Origin of the sequence: Acinetobacter sp. CIP 101934 (assembly GCF_000369585.1) — a bacterium.
GTDB classification, from domain to species: domain Bacteria; phylum Pseudomonadota; class Gammaproteobacteria; order Pseudomonadales; family Moraxellaceae; genus Acinetobacter; species Acinetobacter schindleri.
Genome location: NZ_KB850093.1, coordinates 765 through 10,180, shown reverse-complemented (window position 1 = coordinate 10,180; position 9,416 = coordinate 765). Strand labels below are relative to the sequence as shown.

Annotated in this window: 8 protein-coding genes; 7 read left to right on the top strand and 1 reads right to left on the bottom strand. The window is 40.1% G+C overall.

The window, feature by feature from the left end:
* On the bottom strand, positions 1-1,148 hold a 1,148-nt coding region (locus tag F899_RS00165), incomplete at its 3' end, for a cation efflux transmembrane domain-containing protein (RefSeq protein ID WP_005220163.1).
* A 90-nt stretch (positions 1,149-1,238) separates the two neighbouring features.
* Here F899_RS00165 and cadR point away from each other — a divergent pair.
* The 7 genes from cadR to F899_RS00130 form a co-directional block, all read left to right on the top strand.
* Positions 1,239-1,631, top strand: a complete 393-nt coding sequence (gene cadR / locus F899_RS00160) for a Cd(II)/Pb(II)-responsive transcriptional regulator (RefSeq protein WP_000550240.1) — start codon at positions 1,239-1,241, stop codon at positions 1,629-1,631.
* Between the two features lie 142 nt (positions 1,632-1,773).
* Positions 1,774-2,184, top strand: a complete 411-nt coding sequence (locus tag F899_RS00155; protein ID WP_004733191.1) for a hypothetical protein — start codon at positions 1,774-1,776, stop codon at positions 2,182-2,184.
* Between the two features lie 49 nt (positions 2,185-2,233).
* On the top strand, positions 2,234-3,601 hold the full coding sequence (locus tag F899_RS00150) for a TolC family protein (RefSeq protein ID WP_004281854.1): 1,368 nt from the start codon (positions 2,234-2,236) through the stop codon (positions 3,599-3,601).
* Between the two features lies 1 nt (position 3,602).
* Complete coding sequence (locus tag F899_RS00145; protein ID WP_005220162.1) at positions 3,603-4,853, top strand: efflux RND transporter periplasmic adaptor subunit; 1,251 nt, start codon at positions 3,603-3,605, stop codon at positions 4,851-4,853.
* Positions 4,843-8,001 carry an efflux RND transporter permease subunit gene (locus F899_RS00140; protein WP_004781064.1) on the top strand — a complete coding sequence of 1,053 codons (3,159 nt, stop codon included), beginning with the start codon at positions 4,843-4,845 and terminating at the stop codon, positions 7,999-8,001. The genes F899_RS00145 and F899_RS00140 overlap by 11 nt, the downstream gene beginning before the upstream one ends.
* 86 nt (positions 8,002-8,087) lie before the next feature.
* A complete protein-coding gene (locus F899_RS00135; protein WP_005220161.1) occupies positions 8,088-8,987 on the top strand; it encodes a cation diffusion facilitator family transporter in 900 nt (299 codons plus the stop codon).
* Positions 8,988-9,190: 203 nt separating this feature from the next.
* On the top strand, positions 9,191-9,416 hold a 226-nt coding region (locus F899_RS00130; protein ID WP_005220160.1), incomplete at its 3' end, for a hypothetical protein.

The following is a 9,416-nucleotide window of genomic DNA, read 5'->3' as shown; positions in this document are numbered from 1 at the left end:
ACAACGTCATTCGCCGAGAAAATCCAACTGGCTTTCATATGTGCGCCATCTTCTCGATGACCAGAAATAAGATATAAGCATGTCACGTTAGCTATAAGTGCGAGCAGGCCAATAACAATCATGAGCGTTGATTCTGGCTCGCTTCCAAACATGAATCGTCTAATGACATCAATAATCACGATGACAGCAAGTAATAACTGAATCCAACCTGCGAAATGGGCTGCTTTCACTTGATATTTCGCAGCTTTTCCGACGGCATATAGCGCAATACCATAAACGGCTGCATCGGCAAACATATCTAGAGAATCAGCAATCAATCCTGTAGACGCAGCAATAATTCCGCTGATGAATTCTATAAAGAAAAGTAGAGCATTAATGCCTAATAACAGTTTAAGTACTTTAGCTTGTCTCACAGGATCAGGTTCATTAGGTATATCGCCTGTAGAAAGCTGTGTTTCATCAAGTTTCGCCCCAAAACCCAGTCCTTCAAGTTTGGCCGTAATTTGCTGAATCCCTTCATTATGGAAGACTTTCAGTTTTCGATTGGGAAGATCAAAAGTAAGACCTTTAACTGCTTCAATATCTGCAAGAGCCATACGGACCATTTGCTCTTCAGCAGAGCAATCCATTTTAGGAATGGTATAGGTACTTGTTTGCTTAGCCTGTTGATTGCTTATATAAGTTTCAGTCTTCACAAGCTTTGCACCAAAACCCAAAGCTTCAAGTTTGGTAGTTATATTTTCATCTTTTTGATTATGTAGAACCTTTAAAGAACGGTTAGGTAAATCAAAGATGAGTTTTTGAACACCATCAATTGAAGATAGCGCCATACGAACCATCTGTTCTTCCGCAGAACAATCCATTTTGGGAACTAAGTATTCACTCATGTAGTGCGAATCTTTTAAAACGTCTTCAGTGCTTAAATTTTCTTTGGGATCAGAACCACAACAGGATTGAGCGGTATCTTCACAACTGTTTGAAGTGTTACAGCAAGGAGATGAAGATTTTTCTTCTTCCTCTTCACCACAACAGCTAGGCGTATTATCACAATTCTTTGAATTGTTTGCTTCTGCAATTGATGGATGATTTTCTTGTTGAGATTTCTTATCTTCGCATGGTGTTTCTTTACTACATCCACAGCCACTCATAGTTATACCCATTAAAAAAATTTATAAACTTTGAATATTAGAATCCCTATAGTTACTATAGAGTCAAGAATCTTTGGAAATACTAACTCAATGCATTTAAAAATTGGTGAACTCTCTAAAAAAACCTCATGTTCAGTATTAACAATTAGGTTTTATGAAAAGGAAGGTTTAATTCCGGAACCGGAAAGAACGGAAGGAAATTACCGCCTTTACGATGTAGGCTATGTTGAGCGAATTAAATTTATTTTGAATTGCCGAACTTTAAATATGAGTTTGAATGAAATTCGTCAATTACTTACCTATAAAGACAAACCTGAGAAAAATTGTTCAGATGTGAATGAATTAATTGACTTACATGTCAGTGCTATCAGGGAAAATATAATCAAGCAACAAAAGCTTATTGAACAATTATCTGATTTAAGAGGTACTTGTGATGGCTTATGTACAATTGACCAATGTGGAGTTCTAAAAAATCTAGCTTGATTATCTAGACCTATGCTTTTTTCAAAAATTCTGTATATCTTTACTTAAGGCTGCAAAAAGATTAAGGTGACTTAAATTTTGTGATCAGATCTTAGATAGCTTTGGTTAGCTTCCGATTGGTGTTTTAAATACAGATTTGTGTATGAAGAGAAAAACATTTCTAATCCAGATATTGGTACTCTTATTCACATTCCAGAATATTTGGAGTGTGGCAGAGGCTGCTTGTCTGCATGAAATGCCAAACATACCCAATTCAATACTCTCTAATCCAATCGATTTAGACGAAAAGAGTGATAGTCCTCGTCAAGCACTTTATTCCCTAGAAAACTATAAAGAAATCTATGACTATTGTCAGAAGGTTTGTTTTAACGAAAAGTGCAGTCATTTCTCAAATACAATCGTGATTCAGATTGACCCACCCGATGATCTGAAGCTTAAAGCTAATTTTGAGACCGGCATTACCCCAACTTATTTGGGAATAACTTTTTATAAACCCCCTTATCTGGATCAATTAACCCCGCCTCCCGATTTGCCCCTACTATTGGTGGGGTAGTCTTATAAAAGCCCACCACTCCTAATTTCATTATGCGTGGGGCATTTTCATGTCAAAAAACAAATTACATCAGGATACCTCCATCCTGAATTTATCCTGGTCAGCCTTAGGTAGCGGTATCTTGCTATCTGCAATGATCAGCTTCAGTACTTCCGTAGTCGCCAGTACTCAAGATTTAACGCTGCAGCAAGCTATTGAGCAGGTTAACCAATATCAAGCGTCCCAAAATTTCTGGGAAACGCAAAACAGCATTAATGCCACGAATCTTCAGCAAAGTAAGCTGTTTAAAAATCCTGAACTGTCAGTTGAACAAACGGGATTTGGTTCAAATAATGAAAAAGAGCTTACCATCGGTATATCACAACCTTTGGATATTTTTGGTGAGCGAAGAGCAAACCAAAAATTAGCCAGTCTCTCTACAGATAAAACAGCGCTGAAACAGAAGATTTATCAAGCACAAATTGAGCTTGCAGTGAAATATGTATGGTCACAACTGGCCATTGCTGAACTTGAAAAAAACATTGTCAATGAACAACTTCGGGTGAGCCAAGAAAACCTTCAAGCAATCGAAAAGCGCTTTAATGCAGGCAGTATTGCCCAAGTAGATGTAAATCGCGCACGTTTAAGCCATGCTGAAAATATCCGTCTTTTTAGACAGGCAGACTTACAGGTACAAGTGGCCACCCAACAATTATCAAATTTATGGGGTACGTCTGATAAGTCATTGCAGGTAAACCTCTCTTCACAAAAGCTCTGGCCAAAATCGACTCATGAACAGGTTCAAGAATATTTAGCGGAAAACTACGTTGAGAAATATCGAGCTTTACTGGTATTAGAGTCTCAAGCAACGGTTGATCAACTAAGGGCAAAGGCACGTCCTAACCCCACTTTAAACCTAGGTGTCAACCGCACCCAATCCTTGGAAAACTCCACACAAAATCAATTAGTAGTCGGAGTCAGTGTACCGCTTAATATTTTCGATCGTCAGCAAAATGGCATAAAAATCGCGCAAGAAAAAATGAACTTATTAGAGCGTCAGAAAGAGTTTTATCTGAAGCAAAATGCGCTGCAAATAGGCACAATTTTAACCGAGTTGCAGGGTTTAGAGCTGCAATTCAAAGTCGTTGACGAGACTCAAATTCCTTTGGCGACTCAAGTTCAAAGTAAGACGCTACAAGGTTTCTTGGCAGGCAAGTTTGCTTTAACCGATGTTCAGCAAGCCACGCTTCAATTACAAGACATCCGTCTGCGTAAAGTCCAGTTGTTACGGGATGGCTGGCAAAAGGCCATTGAAGCAGAAAGTTTGAGCTTAGGCATTAGCCCAAGTGAAGTCATGTCGAAAGATGCTATTGCACAAATCAATCAAAACTTATGGCAAGACATACAGGCCATGCCTGTCATTGGTGGGGGAAATTAACATGTTCGATCTTAAAAACAGCTTAAAAAAACAGAGCGGAAAAATCTCTCAACCTCTACTGATTAGTTTGGTTATCGGCGCTACCGTACTCCTCAGTATTTTCTTGATCTTGTCGGGTAAGAATAAATCTGAAACATCAGATGAACATGCAGAGGAAGAAGGCGCAGAGGAACATGGAAGTGAAGAACATGGCGGTGAAGCCGAAGAGCATGCAGAAGGCGTGAGCCTGACGGCCAAGCAACTGGTGGAACAGGGCATACAGTTATCAGCGGTCGATCAAGGTCCGGTGGTTAAATTAAGTTCTTATCCTGCCAAACTGAATGTGAATACGGATCAGCAAGCGCATGTCTCACCGAGTTTTAGCGGTCATGTAGAAAATGTTTATGTAGAACTCGGCCAAAAAGTTCAGAAAGGGCAGCCTTTGGCTACATTGCTTGTTCCTGATCTAGTTGATCAGCAGGCCAATCTTAAAATTGAACAAACCAATCTGGAACTGGCGAAACAAGACTTTGAGCGTGAGCGTCAATTGTGGTCACAGGGTATCTCAGCAAAACAGGACTATCAACGGGCTTATAACAGTTATAAACGGGCACAAATTCAGGTTCAAGCGGCCCAATCACGTTTAAGCGCATTTGGTGCAGTGAATGCTAGTAACGGGCGCTATATTTTAAAAGCCCCAATTTCTGGCGTGATCAGTAAAAAGGATTTGGTTCTCGGGGAAAATGTTCAGTTAGCCGATCAACTCTTTACGATAGACCGGTTAGATCAACTCTGGCTTGAATTTATTGTTCCAAATTCTGAAATTATGGGCTTAGCCCCGAATCAAAAGATCGAATTTAAATCCTTGCAAACAGAAAAGGTTTATCAAGCTGTTATTCAGACTTTAAATACTGAAGCGGATATTCAAACAGGTCGTCTTCAGGTGCGAGCAAAAGTTGAATCGAATGCAACCGAATTACGTCCAAACTTGATGGTGAACGTACAGTTGCAACAACGGAGTGAAAGTACCGCATTACGGGTACTTAAGTCCGCAGTTCAGAATGTCGATGGAAAAGATGTGGTTTTTGTCGCCACTCAGCATGGACAAAAAGTTGAATTCAGTCCGCAACCTGTGAAATTAGGGCAATCATCTGGGGAGAGCCAATGGATTGAAGTGGTGAGTGGGCTTAGTCAGGGACAAAAATATGCCGCTCAAGGCAGTTTTTTACTGAAATCCGAGCTGGAAAAAGGAGAGGCTTCACATGAGCACTGAAACTCCTCAAATTCCAGACCACGAATCGGTAAAACCTGAAGGACTGTTTGATCGACTGATCCAGTTTTCTATCCATAACGCAATCTGGGTCATGCTGTTTATTGCGGCTTGGATTGCTATTGGTATTTATAGTTATCAAAAGTTACCGATTGATGCTGTACCAGATATTACCAATACTCAGGTGCAGATTAACACTTCAGCCAATGGTTTTACGGCTTTAGAAATGGAACAGCGGATTACATATCCAATCGAGAATGCCATGTCAGGCATGCCGAAAATGGAACAAACCCGTTCGATTTCACGCTACGGCTTATCGCAAGTGACCATCATTTTTGAAGATGGCACGGATATTTACTGGGCCAGACAGCTTATCAACCAGCGCTTGCAAGAAGCAATGGGAGAAATGCCTGAAGATGTGCAACCTAACATGTCGCCTATTTCGACAGGTTTAGGTGAAATCTATCAATGGGTGATTAAAGCCGAACCAAATGCTAAAAAGCCGGATGGAACCCCTTATTCGGCGATGGATTTACGTGAAATTCAGGATTGGATTGTAAGACCGCAATTACAGCGCGTAAAAGGCGTTGCTGAGATCAACAGTATCGGTGGCTTTAATAAAACCTATGTGGTTGCCCCTGATCTGAACCGATTGCAACAATTGCAAATTCCTTTGTCTGATTTACAAACTGCCTTAACAGAGAATAATGAAAACCGTGGTGCTGGCTATATTGAGAAAAATGGACAACAGCTAACGGTTCGTGTTCCCGGCACTTTAAACACGATTGAAGATATCCAGAACATCAGTATTGCCAATAAAAACGGCTATCCGATTCGGGTGGCAGATGTCGCCAATGTCTCAATTGGTCATGACTTAAGAACAGGGGCTGCAACCTATAATGGTGAAGAAACTGTATTGGGTATTGCCATGATGATGATGGGAGAAAATAGCCGTACCGTTGCTCAAGCCATTGATGAAAAGGTGCAATCGATCCAGCAATCGCTACCTAAAGGTGTGGTGATTGAGACTGTGTATGACCGTACGCATTTGGTTGATCGGGCGATCAAAACCGTTCAGAAAAATTTGATTGAGGGTGCAATCCTCGTCATTGTTATTTTATTTCTCTTTCTAGGTAATTTCCGTGCTGCGCTGATCACGGCTTGCGTTATTCCACTGTCAATGCTGTTTACCTTGACGGGAATGGCAGAGCAGAAGATTAGTGCAAATCTGATGAGTTTAGGGGCACTGGACTTCGGTATTATTATTGATGGTGCAGTGGTTATTGTAGAAAACTGTATCCGTCGGCTAGCAGAAGCTCAGAAGCTGAAAGGTGGTTTACTTAGCCGTTCTGAAAGATTTAAAGAAGTCTTCTTGGCTGCAAAACAGGCGCGTCGTCCTCTCATCTTTGGACAGTTAATTATTTTGGTGGTTTATCTACCTATCTTTACCCTGACGGGTGTAGAAGCCAAACTTTTCCATCCTATGGCAATGACTGTTGTACTGGCTTTAATTGGGGCCATGATTTTATCTGTCACTTTTGTGCCAGCCGCAGTTGCCCTATTTGTCACTGGAGAAGTCAAGGAAACCGAAAGTCGCTGGATGCATTGGCTTAAAACCAAATATGAACTGCTTTTAGATAAAGCCTATGAGCTTCGTTTATTTGTGACTATTGTGGCTGCCTGTATTTTAGTGCTTACGGGCGTGCTAGCCACTCAAACAGGTAGCGAGTTTGCACCTCAACTGGGTGAAGGTGATTTTGCTGTTCAGCAAATGCGTTCCCCAAGTACAGGGTTAGAACAGTCACTGAGAATGCAGGAAAATACTGAAAAGTTACTGTTGAAAGAATTTCCTGAAATTAAAGCGATCTTTGCTCGTACCGGTACAGCAGAAGTGGCCACAGATGTTATGCCACCCAACATTTCAGATGGCGTGGTACTGTTAAAACCTCATGATGAATGGCCTGATCCAAAACAAACGATTGATGAGCTTCGCCAAAGAATGATTACTTTCTTAGCGACATTGCCGGGAAATAACAGTGAGTTCTCGCAACCCATTGAACTGCGCTTTAACGAGTTAATTTCAGGGGTGCGAAGTGATGTGGGTGTCAAATTATTTGGTGATGACATGGAGATTCTAAATCGCGAAGCGAATAAAATTTCTCAAAAAATTAACTCAATTTCAGGCGCGACAGCCGTTAATGTAGAACAGACCAGTGGCTTACCCTTGTTGAATGTAGAGGTGGATAAGTCCAGAGCTGCACAATATGGCTTGTCGGTAAGAGCAATTCAGGATCTGGTAGCTACAAGTGTCGGTGGCCAGAATGTTGGAACAATTTTACAGGGAGACAAGCGTTTTGATTTTGTCATCCGTCTAGATGAATCCCAGCGTAGTCCTGAACAGTTAGCGCTACTTCCTATTCAATTGCCGAATGGTGGTTTAGTCCAACTGCAAGATGTGGCACGCGTTGAAAATATCCTGGGTATTAATCAGGTCAGCCGTGAAAATGGTAAACGTCGAGTGGTTATTACTGCAAATGTAGAAGGACGTGATTTAGGCTCATTCGTAACAGAGCTTCAGAGCACGTTATCCAAACAGGAATTACCAAGCGGTTATTGGATAGATTATGGCGGTCAATTTCAAAATCTGATGTCTGCAAAAGCGCGTATGCAATTGGTGGTTCCGCTCGCATTGTTGACGATCTTTATTTTATTGATGGCTGTATTCCATAATATCAAAGAAAGCTTACTGGTCTTTAGTGGTGTACCGTTTGCCTTATGTGGAGGCTTAATCGCGTTGTGGTTGCGTGACATTCCATTATCCATGTCAGCAGGGGTTGGCTTCATTGCACTATCGGGGGTGGCTGTACTGAATGGCTTAGTCATGCTCACCTTTATCAAAGAGTTGCGACAACAATATGACCTTTATTATGCAACGTGGCAGGGTGCAATTTTGCGTCTTAGACCTGTGCTGATGACCGCTTGTGTGGCGTCCCTTGGGTTTGTCCCGATGGCTTTGGCAACCGGAACTGGGGCAGAAGTACAGAGACCTTTAGCAACAGTGGTTATTGGAGGAATTATCTCCTCTACCCTGCTTACATTGGTTTTATTGCCCGTACTGTACCGCTGGATGAATGAAAAGAAAGTTTCTTAATCCAATAGATTAGTCGATTTACAGCAGAGATATTGGCTGTTATCCAATATCTCTGCTCATCATAAATAGAATAAGGAAAATATTTTATGTCAGAACATCATGATCATAGCCATGCGGTTGTTACTGAAGAAAATAGTAAGAAGTTAATGGTTGCCTTAGGTTTAACGACTACTTTTTTAATAGTAGAAGTTGTCGCTGCTTTTATTACCCAAAGTTTGGCTTTGTTATCTGATGCAGCTCATATGTTTACTGATGTAGCCGCTTTAGCTATTGCTCTTGCCGCTATCAAAATTGGTAAAAAAGCCGCAGATGATAAAAGAACTTTTGGCTATCAGCGATTTGAAATTTTAGCGGCTCTGTTTAATGCGGTGATGCTTTTTGTGGTAGCAATATATATTGTATATGAAGCTTATCAACGTTTTACGAACCCTGCTGAAATTCAAAGTGTTGGAATGATGATTGTCGCGGTCATTGGTTTGGTCGTAAATTTGATTTCAATGAAAATCCTTTCTGCTAGTGCTGAAGGAAGTCTAAATATAAAAGGTGCATATTTAGAAGTTCTTAGTGATGCTCTAGGATCGATAGGCGTGATTATCGGAGGAATAGTTATTTATTTTACCCAGTGGATGTGGGTTGATACCGTAATCGCTGTGTTAATTGGCTTCTGGGTCTTACCTCGAACTTGGATTTTATTAAAACAAAGTATTAATATTCTGCTTGAAGGAGTTCCTGATGAGATTGATATTGAGTCGTTAAGAAATGATTTATTGATGCTAGAGGGTGTTGAAGGGATTCATCAGTTGAAAGTCTGGGCTATATCTTCAAAAAACATTCATTTAACTGCTCATTTAGTTGCTCCTAATAGCAATCCAGATCAGCTCTATCAAAAGGCCTTAGACGTTCTAAAACATAATCATAGTATTACTGAAATTACGTTACAAATAGAAAGTACGGAATGTAATACATTGGAACAGCATAAACATTAAAGTGCTGCTCTTTCTACATAATGGACAGATGACTAGGCTGATAAACCTTACCATTTTCCTGTATTACACTTCTATTTATCACACGCACTTTAAACACCATCCTGAGACATTTTAAAATTACAAGAATGTAATTTATGAGTCCTCTGGGTGTTAATTCTTTAAAGTTAGAATATCTAACAAGTATTAAATGAGAGTAAATAAACATGCTATTCAAAAATAAATTTTGTACTAAATTACTGTTAATTAGTGCATTCTTTAGTATCGCAAGTTTTAGTTATGCAGATGGCGGCTTGTTATTTCTTGAAAAGAATTTAAAAGCTTCTAAAGTTGAAAATTCTAAACAAAAACAAGTTGAAAATAATGAATCAAATGAATCAAATGAATCAAATGAATCAAATGAATCAAATGAATCAAATGAATCAAATGAAT